At 60.3% G+C, this 16,218-nt stretch carries 17 protein-coding genes; 10 read left to right on the plus strand and 7 right to left on the minus strand.

Going from position 1 to position 16,218, the window contains the following annotated elements; translation table 11 throughout:
* Window positions 1–57 precede the first annotated feature (57 nt).
* From rsfS to J3P73_RS24305, 6 genes are all read left to right on the plus strand, one after another.
* Window positions 58–501 (plus strand): ribosome silencing factor, encoded by a 444-nt coding sequence (gene rsfS / locus J3P73_RS24280; RefSeq protein ID WP_130676226.1) that lies wholly within the window; start codon window positions 58–60, stop codon window positions 499–501.
* A gap of 118 nt (window positions 502–619) precedes the next feature.
* Window positions 620–1,102 carry a 23S rRNA (pseudouridine(1915)-N(3))-methyltransferase RlmH gene (rlmH, locus tag J3P73_RS24285; protein WP_011654027.1) on the plus strand — a complete coding sequence of 161 codons (483 nt, stop codon included), beginning with the start codon at window positions 620–622 and terminating at the stop codon, window positions 1,100–1,102.
* A gap of 163 nt (window positions 1,103–1,265) precedes the next feature.
* A complete protein-coding gene (locus J3P73_RS24290) occupies window positions 1,266–2,666 on the plus strand; it encodes a murein hydrolase activator EnvC family protein (protein ID WP_130693011.1) in 1,401 nt (466 codons plus the stop codon).
* Window positions 2,656–3,978 (plus strand): S41 family peptidase, encoded by a 1,323-nt coding sequence (locus J3P73_RS24295; RefSeq protein WP_017995549.1) that lies wholly within the window; start codon window positions 2,656–2,658, stop codon window positions 3,976–3,978. The genes J3P73_RS24290 and J3P73_RS24295 overlap by 11 nt, the downstream gene beginning before the upstream one ends.
* Window positions 3,979–4,055: 77 nt before the next feature.
* Window positions 4,056–5,252: a divergent polysaccharide deacetylase family protein gene (locus tag J3P73_RS24300; RefSeq protein WP_018071928.1), complete on the plus strand. Its 1,197-nt coding sequence runs from the start codon at window positions 4,056–4,058 to the stop codon at window positions 5,250–5,252.
* A 38-nt stretch (window positions 5,253–5,290) separates the two neighbouring features.
* Complete coding sequence (locus tag J3P73_RS24305; protein WP_018071927.1) at window positions 5,291–5,824, plus strand: RNA pyrophosphohydrolase; 534 nt, start codon at window positions 5,291–5,293, stop codon at window positions 5,822–5,824.
* Between the two features lie 86 nt (window positions 5,825–5,910).
* Here J3P73_RS24305 and bfr read toward each other — a convergent pair whose 3' ends face one another.
* The 5 genes from bfr to J3P73_RS37670 form a co-directional block, all read right to left on the minus strand.
* Window positions 5,911–6,396: a bacterioferritin gene (bfr, locus tag J3P73_RS24310; RefSeq protein ID WP_018071926.1), complete on the minus strand. Its 486-nt coding sequence runs from the start codon at window positions 6,394–6,396 to the stop codon at window positions 5,911–5,913.
* Entirely contained in the window at window positions 6,362–6,760 is a 399-nt protein-coding gene (locus J3P73_RS24315; protein WP_018071925.1) for a (2Fe-2S)-binding protein, read from the minus strand. The genes bfr and J3P73_RS24315 overlap by 35 nt, the downstream gene beginning before the upstream one ends.
* Before the next feature lie 138 nt (window positions 6,761–6,898).
* Window positions 6,899–10,363, minus strand: coding sequence for an error-prone DNA polymerase (locus J3P73_RS24320; protein WP_130693012.1), 3,465 nt, complete (start codon window positions 10,361–10,363; stop codon window positions 6,899–6,901).
* On the minus strand, window positions 10,360–11,775 hold the full coding sequence (locus J3P73_RS24325; protein WP_245002742.1) for a Y-family DNA polymerase: 1,416 nt from the start codon (window positions 11,773–11,775) through the stop codon (window positions 10,360–10,362). Before J3P73_RS24325 ends, J3P73_RS24320 begins: the two co-directional genes overlap by 4 nt.
* Window positions 11,776–11,815: 40 nt before the next feature.
* On the minus strand, window positions 11,816–12,760 hold the full coding sequence (locus J3P73_RS37670) for an ImuA family protein (protein WP_245002693.1): 945 nt from the start codon (window positions 12,758–12,760) through the stop codon (window positions 11,816–11,818).
* A 161-nt stretch (window positions 12,761–12,921) separates the two neighbouring features.
* Here J3P73_RS37670 and J3P73_RS24330 point away from each other — a divergent pair, with 161 nt between their 5' ends.
* Window positions 12,922–13,359 (plus strand): metallopeptidase family protein, encoded by a 438-nt coding sequence (locus J3P73_RS24330; RefSeq protein WP_003589582.1) that lies wholly within the window; start codon window positions 12,922–12,924, stop codon window positions 13,357–13,359.
* Window positions 13,360–13,433: 74 nt separating this feature from the next.
* Here J3P73_RS24330 and J3P73_RS24335 read toward each other — a convergent pair whose 3' ends face one another.
* Both J3P73_RS24335 and J3P73_RS24340 read right to left on the minus strand, forming a co-directional pair.
* A complete protein-coding gene (locus tag J3P73_RS24335) occupies window positions 13,434–13,640 on the minus strand; it encodes a DUF1737 domain-containing protein (RefSeq protein WP_130676227.1) in 207 nt (68 codons plus the stop codon).
* Window positions 13,640–14,557 carry an HpcH/HpaI aldolase/citrate lyase family protein gene (locus J3P73_RS24340; RefSeq protein WP_130693013.1) on the minus strand — a complete coding sequence of 306 codons (918 nt, stop codon included), beginning with the start codon at window positions 14,555–14,557 and terminating at the stop codon, window positions 13,640–13,642. Before J3P73_RS24340 ends, J3P73_RS24335 begins: the two co-directional genes overlap by 1 nt.
* Before the next feature lie 138 nt (window positions 14,558–14,695).
* On the opposite strand from J3P73_RS24340, the gene J3P73_RS24345 reads away from it, so the two are divergent.
* The 3 genes from J3P73_RS24345 to leuD all read left to right on the plus strand — a co-directional run bounded on the left by J3P73_RS24345 (window position 14,696) and on the right by leuD (window position 16,206).
* Window positions 14,696–14,929: a hypothetical protein gene (locus tag J3P73_RS24345; RefSeq protein ID WP_130693014.1), complete on the plus strand. Its 234-nt coding sequence runs from the start codon at window positions 14,696–14,698 to the stop codon at window positions 14,927–14,929.
* Window positions 14,930–15,040: 111 nt separating this feature from the next.
* Entirely contained in the window at window positions 15,041–15,463 is a 423-nt protein-coding gene (locus tag J3P73_RS24350; protein WP_130693015.1) for a VOC family protein, read from the plus strand.
* Window positions 15,464–15,597: 134 nt separating this feature from the next.
* Complete coding sequence (gene leuD, locus J3P73_RS24355) at window positions 15,598–16,206, plus strand: 3-isopropylmalate dehydratase small subunit (protein WP_003543984.1); 609 nt, start codon at window positions 15,598–15,600, stop codon at window positions 16,204–16,206.
* The last annotated feature ends 12 nt before the right edge of the window (window positions 16,207–16,218 follow it).

Raw genomic sequence — 16,218 nt, forward strand, 5'->3', positions numbered from 1 at the left:
TAATGGTTTGATGCCTATCTTAACCATGATCCGGTCTCGATCGGATCTGTGTTGTGCATAGTTTGTCATTCCAGGAAAGGGAAAGCACTGACAACAGTACACGCCAAGGGAAAAACGTTCGCCGTTATCCCGAAGAGTGCGGAACGTGGCGCCGATGCCGCCGCCCGTGCCCTAGAAACCGTCCTCGCCAGCCTCGAGGACTCCAAAGCTGAAGATATCGTCACTATCGACATTGCCGGAAAATCGGCGCTGGGAGACTACATGATCGTCGTCTCCGGCCGTTCGAACAGGCATGTCATGGCGATCTCGGATCATCTGCTCACCGATCTTAAGGACGACGGCCTCGGTACGGCCCGCGTCGAAGGTCAGGAAGGCGGCGATTGGGTCCTGATCGACACCGGTGACATTATCGTTCACGTGTTCCGTCCCGAAATCCGCGAGTTCTACAACATCGAAAAGATGTGGGCGGCTCCGGATATGGAAGAAGAAACACGGCACTGACAGGCGTGCCGGCATCTTGTCCGGCGCCTGAGACGTGGCATTGGCTGGCCGGAAAACATCACAAGCCGGCCGGTGGCGTAGTGTGCGCCCGAAGTGCCGCATGAGCGGGAGCGGATGAATGCGTATAGGTCTTTTTGCGGTGGGACGGCTGAAGTCCGGCCCCGAAAAGGATCTTGCCGCCCGTTATTTCGACCGTTTCGCCAAGGCCGGCCCTGCCGTCGGCCTCGAGCTTACCCGTGTTGCCGAAGTTGCCGAAAGCCGTGCCTCAAATGCGGAGACCCGCAAGCGCGAAGAGGCGGCGATGCTTTTGAAATCGCTTGCCGATGGCAGCATCCTCATTCTTCTCGATGAACGCGGCAAGGCGCTCGACAGCGAAGCCTTCGCAAACCTGCTGGGCTCCTACCGCGACCAGGGCAAACGCGAGCTGACCATCGCGATCGGCGGCGCTGACGGACTCGATCCCTCCCTGTATGATCGTGCCGACGCCACGCTGTGCCTGGGCAAGATGACCTGGCCGCACCAACTCGTGCGCACCCTGATCGCCGAGCAGCTCTATCGTGCCGTCACCATCCTGTCCGGCCACCCCTATCACCGCGTCTGATGCCGCGTCGGCCAATGCGTCGCAATGTCACGCAGCCGTGTTTGACTGCCGCTCCGTTCTCCTTCGAACTTTCTGGCAAAGCGCACCAAATCAGCTTAGTCTCCGCGCGATTTGAGAAAGTGCCCCAACACGCATGACGAGAGCATCCACCAGGCGACACCGCATGATCCTGCCGGCTATCGCCGCCGGCGTCGGTGTGGCGGTGATTGTCGTGTCGGCAAATCCGTTCATCGTCCGGGCGCAGGATGCCGCGCCCGAGACAGCACAATCTGCCCCGCAGCCGGCAGCCGAGCCGCCGCCGCCCGATCCGGCCGCAGAACTTGCCGCCAAGCGTGACCAGACCCGTGCCGAACTCGAAACCCTGTCGAAGACGATCAGCCTCTCCACCGACAAGGTGAGCGCGCTTCAGCAGAGCATCGCCGATCTCGAAAAGAGTACCGAAAGCATCCGCCAGGCGCTGATCGATTCCGCCAGCCGCCGCAAGGCGCTCGAAAAGCAGATCCTCGAAAGCGAGAAGAAGCTTGCCGATCTCGGTGTCAAGGAGGATGGCATCCGCCGTTCCCTGCACGAGCGCCGCGGCCTGTTGGCCGAGGTGCTGGCGGCGCTCCAGCGCATGGGCCGCAACCCGCCGCCCGCTTTGCTCGTCACCCCCGATGATGCGCTCGCCTCCGTACGCAGCGCCATTTTGCTCGGCGCCGTCGTACCCGGCATCCGCAAGGAGACCGACAAGCTTGCCGCAGACCTCGCAAGCCTTGCCGCATTGCAGACCGCAAGCGCTGCCGAGAAGGCCTCCCTGACCGGGACGATGACGAACGGCATCGAGGAAGAGCGGCGCATGGACCTGCTGCTTGCCGAAAACGACAAGCTCAGCCGCAGCAACACCGCCGAACTCGGGGCCGAAAGGAAACGTTCCGAAGAACTGGCAGGCAAGGCGACCAGCCTCGAAGGCCTCGTCGCCTCGATGGAATCCGAGATCGCTTCGGTGCGGGATGCCGCCGCTGCCGCCCGCCTGGCGGAGGAGAACCGCAAGCTGCTGACGGACGAGCAGCGCGCCCAGGCCAAGGCACTCGCCGACAGCGGCGTGCCCGATAAAAACCGCATTGCGCCCGCATATCCCTTCGGAGAATTGAAGGCGAAATTGGAGGTGCCCGTTACGGGCGATATCCTGCGCCAGTTCGGCGATGCCGACGGCACCGGGCACGAAGCCATGGGAATGACGGTCGCCACCAATCCAGAGACGGTGGTGACGGCGCCTGCGGATGGTCTGGTGGTTTTCGCCGGCGCATTCCGCAGTTACGGCCAGATGATCATCCTCGACGCGGGCGATGGATACCACCTGGTTCTCTCGGGAATGGATACGATCAATACCCGTCAGGGAAAATTCGTTTTCTCCGGCGAGCCACTTGCCGTGATGGGCGCGAAAAGAGTGGCAAGCGCAACTGCATTGGCGCTGGAAACGAACCGGCCAACGCTTTACATTGAATTTCGAAAGGACGGTAAACCGGTCGATTCCCGGCCGTGGTGGACCGCCAAAGACACTGGAAAGGCACGCAATGATTCGTAGGGCTTCTCTTGTTCTGGTCGGCGCATTGATGGGTGCGACCGCAATGAGCGTCATTTACTCGGCGGGTGTGCCGGCAGAAGCAGCCGGATCCTCGACCTACAAGGAACTTTCGGTTTTCGGAGATGTCTTCGAGCGTGTGCGTGCGCAATATGTGACGCCGCCTGCGGAAGACAAGCTGATCGAGAACGCCATCAACGGCATGCTCTCCTCGCTCGATCCGCATTCGAGCTACATGAATGCGAAGGACGCCGAGGACATGCGCACCCAGACCAAGGGTGAGTTCGGCGGCCTCGGCATCGAAGTCACGATGGAAGACGAACTGGTCAAGGTCATCACCCCGATCGACGATACGCCCGCCGCCAAGGCCGGCGTTCTCGCCGGCGATTACATCTCCGAGATCGACGGCCAGTCCGTGCGCGGCCTGAAGCTGGAAGACGCCGTCGAGAAGATGCGCGGCGCCGTCAACACGCCGATCAAGCTGACGCTGATCCGCAAGGGTGCGGACAAGCCGATCGAACTGACGATCGTCCGTGACGTCGTCGCCGTCCAGGCAGTCAAGTCGCGTGTCGAGGACGATGTCGGTTATCTCCGCATCATCTCCTTCACCGAGAAGACCTATCCTGACATGGAAAAGGCGATCAAGAAGATCAAGGACACCGTTCCGGCCGACAAGCTGAAGGGTTATGTTCTCGATCTGCGCCTCAATCCGGGCGGTCTGCTCGACCAGGCGATCAACGTCTCCGATGCCCTGCTGCAGCGTGGCGAAGTCGTTTCGACCCGCGGCCGCAATCCGGATGAAACCCGCCGCTTCAATGCCGGCCCGGGCGACCTGACGGATGGCAAGCCGGTGATCGTGCTGATCAACGGCGGTTCGGCTTCCGCATCGGAAATCGTCGCCGGCGCTCTTCAGGATCTGCGCCGTGCCACCGTTCTCGGCACGCGCTCCTTCGGCAAGGGTTCCGTCCAGACGATCATCCCGCTCGGCGAAAACGGCGCGCTGCGCCTGACCACGGCGCTCTACTACACGCCGTCGGGCCGCTCGATCCAGGGTACCGGCATCACCCCCGACATCAAGGTCGAGGAGCCGCTGCCGCAGGAACTGCAGGGCAAGATGGTGACCGAAGGCGAATCCAGCCTGCGCGGCCACATCAAGGGCCAGAGCGAAACCGACGAAGGTTCGGGCTCCGTTGCCTATGTCCCGCCGGACCCCAAGGATGACGTTCAGCTGAACTACGCACTCGACCTTCTGCGCGGCAAGAAGACCGATCCGGCCTTCCCGCCGAACCCAGACAAGGCCGTCGTCGCCAAGTAATCGATCAGCTCAAGGCCGGGCATCGCGCCCGGCCTTGACCTTTTCTGCTGTTTCCCGGTTTTGGAGCGGGCGAAAAATTGGGAACGGACCTGCATGCGCCTTTGGGCCGCAACCGCAAAACCGGCAGCCGGCGCCCGGGTGTCTTGCGCCTGGGCCGCATCGCCGCCAGTCTTTGCCTTTTTGCGATAGGCGGCTTTTCCCTCTATACGGCGTTTCGCGGCGACGAGCTCGAACGCACCAAACCACCAGCGGCCGAACAAGCCGCAACGCCCCCTTCCAATACTCCTCAGCCGCCGACAGCGACCGCGGACCAAGCGGCGGACGGTATGCCCCGTGCCGACCCGCGCTCGGGCGCCAATGTCGAGCAGATGGTCACGGGCGACGGCTCGGTCGTCACCAAATACAGCCCCCGCCCGCGCGACGGCGGCGGGCCGGTGCTGGTCGACGCCATGCAGATCGGCCAGGATCGGCGCATGGCAGCACAGCCCAATGACGCGCTGCTCGAAGTGACACCTTTTGGCAGGCTGCCGATCGTCGGCCCCGATGGCCGGCGGCCGATGGATCAATATGCGCGTCCCTCGTCCGGCGCGCGTGGCGTCCGTATCGCCATCGTCGTCAGTGGCCTCGGGCTCAGCCAGACCGGAACGCAGCGCGCTATCGCGCAACTGCCGGAGGAAATTACCTTCGCTTTCGCCGCAAGCGGCAACAGCCTGCAGCGCTGGATGCAGGAAGCTCGCCGCGGCGGTCACGAGATCCTTCTCCAGGTGCCGCTCGAACCCTTTGATTACCCGGCAAACGATCCAGGCCCCGAAACGCTGCTGACCACGAAGTCGGCCGCCCGCAACATCGAGAACCTGCACAAGGCGATGGGTGAGATTACCAACTATACCGGCGTCATGAATTATCTCGGCGGCCGGTTCCTGTCTGATCCCGCCGCCATGGAGCCTGTCATGCGCGACATCGGCAAGCGCGGGTTGCTGTTTCTCGACGATGGCACCTCGGCGCAGTCGAAGACGGCGGCGATCGCCAAGGGAACCGAACTGCCCTATGCCTTCGCCGACCTGCAGCTCGACGGCCAGCTTGATATCAATGCCGTCCTGAAGAAGCTCGACGAACTCGAGCGCATTGCCCGCAAGAACGGGCAGGCGATCGGCGTCGCCTCGGCTTTTGATGAGAGCGTTGACGCCATCGCCAAATGGAGCGAGGAGGCTGCGATGCGCGGCATCGAGATTGTCGGCGTTGCCGCCCTTTCCAACGACCCCAGGAATCCTTGAGAGGAATTCCTGAGAATAGTTTCTGAACGGAGAAGAAGATGAGCCAGGCGACCGTGAAAGCCGAGGATCTGCCCTACCGCCCCTGCGTCGGCGTGATGATCCTGAACCGCGATGGCCTCGTCTGGGCCGGGCGGCGCATCTCTGACGGCAATTCCGAATATGACGGCTCGCCGCAGCTCTGGCAGATGCCGCAGGGGGGCATCGACAAGGGCGAGGATCCATTGGACGCCGCCTACCGCGAGCTTTACGAAGAGACCGGCATGAAGACGGTGACCCTGCTTGCCGAAGCGAGAGACTGGATCAACTATGATCTGCCGCCGGCACTGATTGGCATCGGGCTAAAAGGAAAATTCCGCGGCCAGACGCAGCGCTGGTTCGCTTTCCGCTTCGACGGCGACGACAGCGAGATCGCCATCAACCCACCGCCTGGCGGCCATGAACCGGAATTCGATGCTTGGGAATGGAAGCCGATGCAGCAACTGCCGGGGCTGATCGTGCCCTTCAAGCGCGCCGTCTACGACCAGGTGGTGGCCGAGTTCCAGCACTTGGTAACACTTCAATCGGAAGACTGATCACGGCGGGATGACCGCCTCCGTTTGCCTCGGCGGCTGGAATAGGATCACCGGCCGCCATGAGCGGCCGGCATGTCGTTCGAATTCTATTCGGCTTCGTTGGCGGAATCGGCGTTGAGCTGGCCGTATTTGCTCTCGCCGATTTTCCCGAGCAGCTCAAGCTGTGTTTCGAGGAAGTCGATATGACCTTCCTCATCCGCCAGCAGCTCTTCGAAGAGCTTCATGGAAACATAGTCGCCGGCGTCATGACAGATATCACGCGACTTTTTGTAGGCGGCGCGGGCGTCGTACTCGCCGGCAAGATCGGCTTCCAGAACTTCCTTGACGTTCTGGCCGATGCGTAAAGGTGCAAGGGTCTGCAGATTGGGATGGCCTTCGAGGAAGATGATGCGTGCAACAAGCCGGTCGGCATGGTGCATCTCTTCGATGGATTCGGCGCGTTCCTTCTTGGCGAGCTTGGTGTAGCCCCAGTCCTCGAGAAGACGATAGTGTACCCAATATTGGTTGACCGCACCGAGTTCGAGGAACAACGCCTCGTTAAGCCGCTCGATGACCTTTTTGTCGCCTTTCAATGTCCGCTCTCCTGTTTTCCTCATGGAATTGTTTCAGGCGGGACATGAAATCAAATATTTCGGTGTCCGTCGAGTGGCGACGGGCGTGATATTCCTCGGTCGTCTGGATAATGATGTCGACGACGTTGGGAAAACAGCCGCAGCAGCGGCCGCGTTTTTCCATAGCGTGGTAGACCTTCGCAGGCACGATAAGCTGCCAACAGTCTTCATCGAGAAGGTTGGTGATAACCTCCCGGATTTCCTTATCGGTTATATAATTGCAGCTGCAGACGAGCACGTCTTCATTCCAAACATGACACTGACTATCGTGTTTTCTGCTAAAGAAGATGGTGGCTGTCAAGAAAAAATTCGAGTCCCATGTCATTCAGTCGCGGCAGCCGAATGGCGTTCCGGAGGCGGATAGTTTTTGAAGAATTGGCCTGAAATCCGAATTTCTATCTAAATCAAAGGCGTACAGCACAACGTCGTCCGAAAGACGCGTGGCGTTTTTTAGCATCACTCTCTAATGGAAATTCCGCCCCCGCGGCATGACTTGGGCTGTTTCCGCCACAACCGCATGGCCGCTTGCGGCAACCATCCGCTTTTCCAGCTCCGCCCTCTCTCGTGCCTGCGCGAGCTTTCTCTGCCGCTGATCGACACCCGGCCTCAGCACCTCGTCCGATCGCTCGCAGACGCCGAAACGCCGGGCCTCGCGTTGCAGGATACCGAGCGCCGGCGTCATGTCCTCGATATGCTCGACGACGGTATGGATCACTCCGCTCTGGCTTTGCAGCCTGCCGCGGATTTTCACCAGCCGGGCGCCCATCACAACCGAGCGGTATTTGTCGAACATTTTCGACCAGACAATCGCATTGGCCACGCCGGTCTCGTCTTCCAGCGTCATGAAAATCACACCTTTGGCCGAACCCGGTCGCTGGCGCACCAGCACGAGGCCCGCGATCGTCACCCTCTGCCCGTTCGCGACCTTCAACAGATCGACATTGCGCGTCACGCCAGCCTTGCGCAATTCCTCGCGCAGGAAGGAGACGGGGTGCGCCTTCAGCGACAGTGAGAGATAACGATAGTCCTCGATAACCTGCTCTCCCGGCAGCATTTCCGGCAGCTTCGCTACAGGCTCGATCTGGAGGTCGACATGACGGACCTGCTCGAAAAGAGGCAGTTCCTCGGCCGCGCTCTTCACATCCAGTGCCCGCACCGCCCAGAGCGCGTCGCGTCGTGACAGTTTGAGGGACTGGAACGCATCGGCATCCGCCAGTCGCTCGATGACGGATTTCTGCAGACCGGACCGCAGCCAGAGATCGCGCACCGAACTATAGCCTTCACCTCGATTGTCGACGAGCCGTTCCATATCGTCCGTCGAAAGGCCCTTAATCTGCCGGAAGCCGAGCCGCGCCGCATGGCGGGTCTTGATGATCTCGCGCATCTCATGATGCCGAAAATCGATGGCATTCCGATCGAAGGCATCCTCCTCCAGACCGCAATCCCAGTTCGATTCATTGATATCGACCGGCAGGATCTTTACCCCGTGCTCGCGTGCATCCCGCACCAGCTGCGCCGGCGCATAAAAGCCCATCGGTTGGGAATTCAGCATCGCCGCGCAGAAGACGTCGGGATAATAGGCCTTAAGCCATGAGGAGGCATAGACGAGCAGCGCAAAGGAGGCGGCATGGCTTTCCGGAAAACCATATTCACCGAAGCCTTTGATCTGGTTGAAGCATTGCTTCGCGAACTCCGGATCATAGTCTTTTGAGACCATTCCCTCGATGAACCGCTTTTCGAAGTTACCGATCGTACCCGTTCTCTTGAATGTCGCCATCGCTCTGCGAAGCTTGTCGGCTTCCGCCGGTTTGAAGCCTGCGGCGGTAATGGCGATCTGCATGGCCTGTTCCTGGAACAAGGGCACGCCGAGGGTTCTTTCCAGAACCGTTTCCAGCTCCTTGCTCGGATATTTGATCGGAATGTTCTTGGCCCGTTGCTCCCGGCGTTTCAGATAGGGATGCACCATGTCGCCCTGGATCGGACCTGGCCGCACGATCGCCACCTCGATGACGAGATCGTAGAACACCTTCGGCTTAAGACGTGGCAGCATGCTCATCTGCGCCCGGCTTTCGATCTGGAAGACACCGAGCGTATCGGCCCGGCCCATCATCTCGTACACCGGCTCGCCCTCACCCCCATGCTCCTTGTGGCCGAGGTCTGCGAGCGTCTTCTTCACGTCGTAATGCAATTCAAGCAGCGAGAAGGCCTTCCGCAGGCAGGTCAGCATGCCGAGCGCCAGCACATCCACTTTGAGGATCTTGACGTTGTCGAGGTCGTCCTTGTCCCACTCGATCATGTAGCGATCCGGCATCGCCGTCTTCATGATCGGCACCACCTCGTCGAGCCTGTCCCGCGTGATGACGAAACCGCCGACATGCTGGGTGAGATGGCGTGGGAAGCCGAGGAGCTCGGACGCATATTTCAGCACGTTCTGCGTCACCGGATCCTTGATGTCGAGACCCGCCGCCTTCGCGTCCCGCTCCGAGAGATTATCCTCCGACCAGCCCCAGACGAGGCTGCTGATCGCCGACTGGACATCCTCCGACAGCCCAAAGGCCTTGGAAACCTCGCGGCCCGCCGAGCGCGTACGATAGGTCGTCACCCCCGCCGTCAGCCCAGCATGTTCTATGCCGTATCTTTTATAGATGAACTGGATGACCTCTTCGCGCCGGTCATGTTCGAAATCGACATCGATATCCGGCGGTTCGTCGCGATCCATCGAAATAAAGCGGTCGAAGAGAAGCGTGCTCTTTTGAGGATCGACTTCCGTTATCTCGAGACAATAGCAGATGACCGAATTTGCCGCCGATCCGCGCCCCTGGCACAAGACCTTGAGTTCATAGCGGGCGTGCTGGATGATCCTGTGCACCGTCAGGAAATAAGAGGCATATTTCTTATCTCCGATGAGTTTCAACTCATAATCGATCTGTTGCGCCACCTTGGGCGGGATACCCTCGGGATAGCGTCTTGCGGCTCCCGCTTTCGTCAGCCTTTCGAGTGTCTCCTGCGGCGTTTCGCCGGGATCGTTTTCTGGCGGATAATTGTGCTCCAGTTCCTTCAGCGAAAAGGTCAAGCTGTCGAAAAATACCTGCGCATTTTCGATCGCACCAGGATAGTCCCGGAAGATCCGGACCATTTCACGTGAATCCTTGAGATAACGTTCGGCATTCGGCGCCAGCAGGAATCCGGCTTGCGCTATCTGCACATGCTCCCGGATCGCGATCACGACATCCGAAAGCGGCCGGCGTTCGGGATGATGGTAAAGTGGTTGGTTGGTCGCAATCAACGGCACGCGATTTCGGGCAGCAAGCATGGAAAACACCGCAAAGACCTGCCTGTCGCGGCCATCATAGGCTGGCGCCAGCGCCATAAAAAAAGCCTTGCGGAAGCGTCTGCGAAACCGTTCCAGATAATCTTCCAGCGTCGACTGACCCGCCTGATGATCGACAAGGGTGCGATCGGGAACGAGGGCAAGCATCATCTCGTCCCCCCATTCCACGAGCTCCGCTTCCGTCAGTATGCAGGTCCCCTTGACCGCCTCTTTTTTCAGATTACCGGCGCTGAGAAGACGGCAGAGATTTGCCCAGCCGCGCCGGTTGCGCGGATAGGCAAGGACATCAGGCGTTCCATCGCAAAAGACGAGACGAGCGCCCGGCTGAACCCGGATAGGATCGAGAATGACCTCCGTTTTTCCCTTCTTCTTCGCTTCGGCTAAAATCGCATCCCTGTTTTTGTATCTCTCCTCAAGCTGCTCCGCCTGCGCATGTGCCCGCACCACGCCGGCAACCGAATTCCGGTCCGCAATGCCGAGGCCGCCGAGCTTCAGCGAAGCGGCCTGCACGACCATCTCTTCCGGGCTGGAGGCGCCTTCGAGAAACGAGAAATTCGTCCTCGCGCCGATCTCGCAAAATGCGGGTGCGGTTCTCATGCAAAGACACCATGCATGAACCAGCGCGGATCGAGTTCCCGACCATAGAAGCCGCGACGATAGATCCAGAAGCGATGTCCGGTCTCGTCCTCGATGCGGAAATAGTCACGCGCCTCGGCGTCATTCCCATCGATCCACCATTCCATGGCAATCCGTTCCGGCCCTTCGCTTCTTGCCACCTGATGCTGCATGCGCCGCCAGCGGAAGATCTGCGGCGGACCATCGGGCACTTCGGCAAGTATGGTCTCGACGGGCTCCGGCGTTGCAAAGAGCCGCAGCGGGCGCTCTTCGCGGAAAGGAAGTTGGATGTCCTGCTCCGCCTTCCGCCTGGGAAGGCTCTCCATCACAGGAACCGTGATGACGGCGCGTTCCGGAACATGGCTCTCGCGAAGCTGAAAGCTTTGCAGGCAATCCGCACCAAGTCGGGCCGAGACCCGGTCGACGAAGGCCGAAAGCGAAATCTCTCCCTGCCGGTCACCCTCGAAATCACCCTGCGCCTCGTTGAAGGGATCGTGCCGCAACACATTCAACCGCAGGATCTCGAAACCATAGCCGGCATCGAGATCGTCATAGACCGCCTGCAATCGCTCGGAAAAAAGCCCGGCGATGAACTTTGGTTCGCGAAGCGGCTGCGAAGCGCCGACGGAGATATGAAAGACCCTGCCGTCGACGCGGAACAGGACCAGTTCGAACACCCGCCCGCCAGCCCCCCGCGCCTCCAGCGACGGCTGCAGCGACATGGCGACCTGCCTGGTGACGGCAAGGATCTGCTCTTCCGTCCCGATGGGCTCAATCAGCCGGCTTTCGGCCGAGAGGCTGGCAACAGGACGCCGGGGCGAGACCGGCTCCTCTTCACGTCCCAGCGCCTGGTCGAGACGCAGAAGCAGCTCCGGGCCGAACCGGCGGGTCAGCGGCGCTCGCGGTGCATCGATGACGTCGCCGATATATTTCAGACCGAGCTTCTTCAGGGCAGCGACGGTTTGTCCTTCCAGCCGCAAGGCTGCAACCGGCAAGGACATCAGCACATGTTCCGCCGCCTCGTCCCCGATCACGCCGCCTTGCCCGAAGCGGGACGCGGCCCAGGAAAGGCCCGATGACGATGAGACCGCGCCGCGAGCATCGAATCCCATATGGAAAAGCCGCGACAGCACATCCTTGAGAAGCGCCTTTTCACCGCCGAAGAGATGGGCGCAGCCGCTAATGTCGAGAAACAGACCGTCCTTGCCGTCGAACGCCACCAGCGGCGTATAGCGGTCGCACCAGTCGGCAATTGCCTCCAGCAACCGGCGGTCGGCCGCCGGATCCTCTTCCGCAACCTCGAGCATGGGGTACATGGCGCGCGCTTCGGCAACGCCCAGCTCCTTCCTCAACCCCAGCCTCTCGGCCAACTCGTCCAGTGCCGTCAGCCGCATGGCATTGTTGAGCTTGCCGGAACAGACGATAGGCGGCGTTTCAGGACGCCCTTTCGAACGCCAGGAGAGCCCCCATCGCTTGCGGGCGATGCGGTCCGTTGGCAGATGCGGGAAGCTGAGCGCCAGAATGCGCTGACTGTTCGCCTGGAGGACGAACGAGGTTTGGTTCGGCGACAGGGAGAAATTGGCGGTCATGGGGGTTCCACTCCAGAAGAAAGGAGAGCGGGGCCGGATTGCGGCTCTTCTCCAGCGTGAGACGGAAAATCGGATTGCCGATGCTGCCGGAAAGTTTCGATCCATCCAGCAACGGCCGCAGACCGGATGGGGCTGGTTCGACATGCAGACGGAAGGCCGCACTGCTTGCCTCCTCTGCTCCCGCTTGGCGGACAAGGAAGAGCGGACGGCGGGCAGCATGCGCCCTGAGACTGAGCCTGCGGCTTTCGGTCAGGCCGAAATGGGCGGGATTGCCCCGCACTTCGAAGATGACGGCCGAGAAGGCAGCGCTTTCCACCGCCACCTCCGCCAGCCAGAGCGCCTCGTCCAGCTTGCGCGGCGCCGCATGGAGAAACCGCTCCGGGCTCAACCCGAAATCCCGAAGCCCGGGTGCATAAGGACGACCGGCCTCCAGCGTGCCGACGGCATCGCCAATCCAGAGTAACGGCATAAGCCTGCCGGCATCCGCTTCCTGTTTTTGCAGCCGCGCGGCAACAGCCATCGCCAGCCCGCTTGCCACACCTGCATCACGAGACAGAGCCGAGCGGAATTCGGTGATCGCATCGAGCGGCAACCCGCCTTCCAGCGCCCCGTCGAGAAACTCAACCCCAAACGCCAAGGGCGGCAAAATGCGTCTCCGGGGTGTCTTACCTCCTGCCGCCAGGGCTTCCCGCTCCGCCGCGGCAAGCGCCGGTGCGAGCTTTCCCTCCAGTCTGGCGATGGTTTCGCGGAGCGCAAAAAGCCGCTCGCGCGCCAGGGCGTGCTGCGCCATGGCGTTCTCCAATTCGTCTTGTTCCTGTTATGTTCTTATAGATTCCAGAGAGCTAATGAAGAGTCAACGGCCATTTTCTATGAATTTATTCCTGCCTTTGATTCCGCACTCGAAAATCGGCGATAAAGGTTCTATATGGGCCGGCAAAGGAAGGAATATTCATGGCCCGCATAGACCAGAGCGATGATTGGCGGGACCGCCATGCGCCGACGATCAGCACCTTCGAGTCGCTGGCCATGGAGGCCTATAGCCATCTGCCGGATGAATTTCGCCAGCTGACGACCAACCTCACGATCGAGATCGAAGATTTTCCCGATGACGACGTTTTCGAGGACATGGCGCTGGAAACCCCTTTCGATCTGCTCGGCCTTTTCGAGGGCAGGGGCATTTCCGAACGTTTCACGCTGGAAACCGGCGAGATGCCGAACCGCATCCGCCTCTACCGCCGCCCCATCCTCGATTACTGGGCCGAGAACGACGAGACGCTCGGCGATATCATCACCCACGTCCTGATCCACGAGATCGGCCACCATTTCGGGCTGAGCGACGATGACATGGAGCGGATCGAGGCAAGCGCCGAGGAAGCTGCCGAACGCTAGACGCTCCATTACTTTCAATCACGCATAATCCTTTCCGAAAATCGATTGCGATTTTCGGGGTTATGCGCTGAGCCTCACTGCTCGGAGAGCTTCATCTCAGGATCGTAATCCTTGCTTTCGACATGCTTGACGACGGCCTGGCCGCACTGCATCGCGCCGGTTGCGGCATTGAAGGCATAGGTCGGCGAGCCCTCAAGCGCCCAGCCCTTGTTGAGGGCGGCAGTGACCTTGTGGCAGAAGGAAGCATCGTCGGGACCGGTCAGGAAGCGGTAGAGTTTCATCACATCGTCTTTCGTGCTGCAGCGCGGGCTGCGATCAAGTGCGCTTTATGGACCAGACTTTCCGCCTGGACAAGATGCAGCCGCTCGACCATCCGCCCGCCTGCATTGATGACGTTCAGCCCATCGGAGGCAGGATCGGCAAAGGCTGATATGATCGCCTCCGCTTCCGCAATCGCTGCCGGATCGGGGCCAAAATGGCGGTTGGCGGGCTCGATCTGCGCCGGATGGATCAGCATCTTACCGGCAAAGCCCATGGCCCGGCCCTGCAGGCATTCGGCATCAAAACCCTGTTCGTCCCTGAAATCGTTGAAGACGCTGTCGATCGCATCGAGCCCGTAGGCGCTGACCGCAAGGACGACCTGCATCAGCCACGGCACGAGATAGCTCCGCCCCGGCTGTGGAAGCACGGCGGTTTCCTTGCGCAGGTCGTTGAGCCCGACGACGAGGCAATCGAGCCGCGAGCCCGGTGTGCGCCCGGCTTCGGCGATAACAGCCGCATTCAGGATGCCGCGCGGTGTCTCGATCATCGCCCAGATGCGCAGATCTTCCGGTGCATCGGCCTCGGAGAGAAGGTCACTGAGCGCCATAGCATCCTGCGGTTCGTCGACCTTCGGCAGCAGCACGGCGTCGGGATTGAGCGCGATTACCAGTTCCATGTCCGCCAGACCGAAATCGGTCGACAGATCATTGATGCGGATGATCCGTTCCTTGCCTTCCAGCGGCCGAGCCGAAAAGAAGCGCCTCAGATTTTCCCGCGCTTCCGCCTTTCTTTCCGGCGCCACGGAATCCTCGAGATCGAAGATCACCGCATCGCAATCGACAGCATGGGTTTTTTCGAGGGCGCGGGGATTGATGGCAGGTACGCTCAACACCGAACGGCGCAGGCGGGCGGAGCGGGTCGTGGGGTTTCGGCTCATGGGGAATTACTGCCAAGCTTTGAAAGCCGAAGCAAGCAGCCCACCCCAGAACATCGAGCAGAACAACAAAAAGCCATGCTTGCCTTGCAGAGAGGAAAGAGAAGGACCACATTCCTTTCCGAAGAAAGGTCTCTAACCATGCAGAACATTCGCTCCATCTTCCTCATGCTTGCCGGCGCCACCGTTTTCGTGGCTATGCTGCTTCTCACCTTTTCGGTGACGCTCGCCGCCGGCGGCATCCTGACCGTGATCATGGTCGGACGTGCGCTTTCGATGAAGATGAAGCCCGCTCCGGTTCGCGCCAAGGCAAACAACGGCCAGCGCGAAATGCGGGTGTGGAACGACGGCCGCGGCACGATCATCGATCTCTGATCATCTTTTCGCTGAAAAATTTGGCCGACACTGTCGCATCGCGCTTCCATGTTACGTCTTTGAAGCAGCCAGGCATTCAGCCCGCGCTTCAAAAACGAATGGAGGACAAGTATGGATACGACGACAGAGAGCAACCCGATCAAGATGCCACCGGTCAAGAATGGCCTGCTGCCCTATGTGACGGTCGATGGCGCGCTGAAAGCTGCGGAATTCTACAAGAAGGCTTTCGGCGCCGAAGAGGCGTATCTCGTGCCGGTCGACGAGAGCGGCCGAACGATGCATGTGCATCTCTACATCAACGGCAGCTCCCTCATGCTGTCGGATGCCTATCCCGAATACGGCCATCCCTTCAAAGGCCATGAAGGCTTCGCCATTCAACTGGTGATCGACGATATCGATTTCTGGTGGGACCGTGCCGTGGCTGCCGGCGCTGATGTTGTCATGCCGGTCGAACTGATGTTCTGGGGTGACCGCTACGGCCAGCTTCGTGATCCGTTCGGCGTCCTCTGGGGCCTGAACGCACCGTCCAAATAAGGGATAGGCTCAATCGGCGGATCGCGCGAAACGTCGCGTGGCCGCCGTCTGTGAAAAGATTCTCCTTCATTTCGGCGAAAAACTGGACTAGATGCAAATTCAGAAAGTAGATTTGCTGAAATGGAGCATGGATCATGGATAAATTCGTGAAGCTCACGGGCGTTGCAGCGCCGCTGCCGGTCGTCAACGTCGACACCGACATGATCATTCCGAAGGATTATCTGAAGACGATCAAGCGCACCGGCCTCGGCACCGGCCTCTTCGCGGAAGCCCGCTACAATGAGGACGGCTCAGAAAACCCGGATTTCGTGCTGAACAAGCCGGCCTATCGCGATGCCAAGATCCTCGTTGCCGGCGACAATTTCGGCTGCGGCTCCTCGCGCGAGCACGCCCCCTGGGCGCTTCTCGATTTCGGCATCCGCTGCGTGATCTCGACCAGCTTCGCCGACATTTTCTACAACAACTGTTTCAAGAACGGCATTCTGCCGATCAAGGTCAGCCAGGAAGACCTCGACAAGCTGATGGACGACGCCTCGCGCGGCTCCAATGCCATCCTGACCGTCGACCTCGAAAACCTCGAGATCACCGGCCCCGATGGTGGCTTGATCAAGTTCGATCTCGACGAATTCAAGCGCCACTGCCTGCTGAACGGTCTCGACGATATCGGCCTGACGCTCGAAAAGGGCAAGGCGATCGATAGCTTCGAAAAGAAGAACGCCGCTTCGCACCCCTGGGCAGCCTGAGCCCAATTCAAT

Origin of the sequence: Rhizobium ruizarguesonis, from assembly GCF_017357285.1 — a bacterium.
In the GTDB taxonomy this organism is placed as follows: Bacteria; Pseudomonadota; Alphaproteobacteria; order Rhizobiales; family Rhizobiaceae; genus Rhizobium; species Rhizobium ruizarguesonis.

Excerpts from the sequence above, each read along its gene's own strand:
- J3P73_RS24315 (WP_018071925.1), bottom strand. The coding sequence starts at position 6,760 with ATGACATGGGACTCGAATTTTTTCTTGACAGCCACCATCTTCTTTAGC.
- J3P73_RS24325 (WP_245002742.1), bottom strand. The coding sequence starts at position 11,775 with ATGCGGCTGACGGCACTGGACGAGTTGGCCGAGAGGCTGGGGTTGAGG.
- J3P73_RS24320 (WP_130693012.1), bottom strand. The coding sequence starts at position 10,363 with ATGAGAACCGCACCCGCATTTTGCGAGATCGGCGCGAGGACGAATTTC.
- J3P73_RS24330 (WP_003589582.1), top strand. The coding sequence starts at position 12,922 with ATGGCCCGCATAGACCAGAGCGATGATTGGCGGGACCGCCATGCGCCG.
- J3P73_RS24295 (WP_017995549.1), top strand. The coding sequence starts at position 2,656 with ATGATTCGTAGGGCTTCTCTTGTTCTGGTCGGCGCATTGATGGGTGCG.
- J3P73_RS24335 (WP_130676227.1), bottom strand. The coding sequence starts at position 13,640 with ATGAAACTCTACCGCTTCCTGACCGGTCCCGACGATGCTTCCTTCTGC.
- J3P73_RS24350 (WP_130693015.1), top strand. The coding sequence starts at position 15,041 with ATGGATACGACGACAGAGAGCAACCCGATCAAGATGCCACCGGTCAAG.
- rlmH (WP_011654027.1), top strand. The coding sequence starts at position 620 with ATGCGTATAGGTCTTTTTGCGGTGGGACGGCTGAAGTCCGGCCCCGAA.
- J3P73_RS24345 (WP_130693014.1), top strand. The coding sequence starts at position 14,696 with ATGCAGAACATTCGCTCCATCTTCCTCATGCTTGCCGGCGCCACCGTT.
- J3P73_RS24305 (WP_018071927.1), top strand. The coding sequence starts at position 5,291 with ATGAGCCAGGCGACCGTGAAAGCCGAGGATCTGCCCTACCGCCCCTGC.
- J3P73_RS24340 (WP_130693013.1), bottom strand. The coding sequence starts at position 14,557 with ATGAGCCGAAACCCCACGACCCGCTCCGCCCGCCTGCGCCGTTCGGTG.
- leuD (WP_003543984.1), top strand. The coding sequence starts at position 15,598 with ATGGATAAATTCGTGAAGCTCACGGGCGTTGCAGCGCCGCTGCCGGTC.
- J3P73_RS24290 (WP_130693011.1), top strand. The coding sequence starts at position 1,266 with ATGATCCTGCCGGCTATCGCCGCCGGCGTCGGTGTGGCGGTGATTGTC.
- J3P73_RS37670 (WP_245002693.1), bottom strand. The coding sequence starts at position 12,760 with ATGGCGCAGCACGCCCTGGCGCGCGAGCGGCTTTTTGCGCTCCGCGAA.